Source organism: Thiocystis violacea (assembly GCF_016583565.1).
GTDB lineage: Bacteria > Pseudomonadota > Gammaproteobacteria > Chromatiales > Chromatiaceae > Thiorhodococcus > Thiorhodococcus violaceus_A.
This window is the reverse complement of the sequence record NZ_NRRF01000180.1, coordinates 1-1,845: the sequence shown is the minus strand read 5'-3', so window position 1 is coordinate 1,845 and position 1,845 is coordinate 1. Positions and strand designations below refer to the sequence as shown.

The window sequence follows — 1,845 nt, the reverse complement described above, 5'->3', positions numbered from 1 at the left end:
GGCGGCTTCTGGCCAATCAGCTTGCCCTTGTTCCACGGCTCATGTGCGGCGTGGGACGTGTCAGTGTTTGTCTTCATCGTCTGTTTCCTCATCACAGGAAGGGGAAACAGAAGCATGGTCAGAGATCGAGTCACCGGCTCGACTTGAAAGCAGTCACTGCTTGTCGACCGCTCTGCACCCGCAGAGTCCCAAATCCGGTCACTGGACTCGCCGCAATGAGCGTCGGCTTGATCCTGATAGCGGTTTGCTGCCAGTCAAACCCCGCGTCGGAGCGACAGGATACGGTCGCAGAGCGGCCACCGAGAGCTGATGCTGATACCCGCAGGGTAACCGGCAAGTTCACGCGGTAAACCCGTATCTTTCTCGAAGCCATACCGCAAGCTGCCCGTCAACCTAAGCACAGGTTTTTGCAGACATCGATGTTAGGAAAAACTAACATATACAAGAAAGCAGAATATATCTTTGTGCGAGTTTTTTAACCTTTATGGGGTTGGGTATGGATATCAAGATCTTGATGGGCGCGCGCGCGCGCGCGGCAAGGGAGGCGGCCGGGTTGATCCAGTCTGCCGCCGCCGAGCAGCTTGGCATCGCGCGGCAGACCTTGGCCAGCATGGAGCAGGGCCGGGTGCCGTTCGACGGCGTACAGCTCGTGGACATAGCCAATCTATATAGCCGTCCTGTCACCTACTTTTACAATTTGCGAGAGTCGGATGGTGCCGCCATCGCCTTCCGGGCCGACAACCCCGAGTCGGTCGACGCTGCGTTAAAGCAGCGCCTGCTCGATCGGCTGGCGGCGATTGCTGACTTGGAGGTGGCTGCCGGACTTGACGTCAATCACGGGTTACCGCCCACCGAGCCGCTATCCAAGGCCGGGCATCGGGAGTTGAATATCGTCCGCTCCGTTGCCCAGGAGGAGCGTGGCCGGCTGGGGGTTGGCGACCGCGCGCCCGTGAGCGATCCCGTCGCCTTGCTGGAAAGCATCGACGTCAGGGTGATTCCGTTCGAGCTTGAGCCAGGGGGCGGAAACCTGCTCTCCGGGTTCTCGGCGTTCAGTGAATCCGTGGGGGCCGGCGTATTTGTGAACACTCATCCGTCCCTGTCGATCGAGCACCAGATCTTCTGCGCGATGCACGAGTATGCGCACCTGATCTTTCATCGGGTCGTTTATCGCGAGCCAGGCGATGGCTATCGGACCCGCGGCAAGCACGCCTCACCGGAGGAGAAGATCGCCAACACCTTTGCCGGCACTTTCCTAGTGCCGGCGGCCGCCCTGCGCCAGCACGCGGGACCTTTGGGGCGGATCAGTCCGACCGACGTGATCCGATTGAAGCGTCTATTTCGGGTGTCTTTCACTGGTATGCTGACCCGGCTGTACCAGGAGGGCTATCTGGACAAGGCCGCCAACGGTCGACTGTGGTCGATCTGCAAGGCCCGCGGCTGGGACAAACAGGAGCCCGAGCCGCTAATTGAGCCCCCGGCCTACGGACGCCGCACCGAGGCTCTTGCGCGCGCCGCGTGGGAGCGGGGGGAGGCTTCCCTTGCCTTCATTGGGGAGGTACTTGGCAAGGACCGCAAGGTCATGCGCGATCTGGTCTCCGACTGGGAACAGGATGCCCAACTCGATGCCGTTCACTAGAACTACCGCGAGCCACGGCGAATCCGTTCTAACGCACATGGCGGAGCGCCACCCCGGACCATGAAACGGGGCGGTAGCTTGCACGGACGCCAGGAGAGGCAACATATTGCGTCCTGTTGAGCCTCCTACAACAAGTGCGCTGTTTCACGGTAACCGGCGGGCGCTGATTGGGCGACGCGGGGTGCGGAGTTTGCCGTCATGCCCAGATA

The 1,845-nt window shown here is 61.0% G+C and carries 1 protein-coding gene; it reads left to right on the top strand.

The genetic code is table 11. The features are described from left to right. Positions 1-496: 496 nt before the first annotated feature. The gene (locus CKO23_RS24545) at positions 497-1,636 is read left to right on the top strand and encodes an XRE family transcriptional regulator (RefSeq protein WP_200336103.1); all 1,140 of its coding nucleotides are present in this window, start codon (positions 497-499) and stop codon (positions 1,634-1,636) included. Positions 1,637-1,845: the final 209 nt, after the last annotated feature.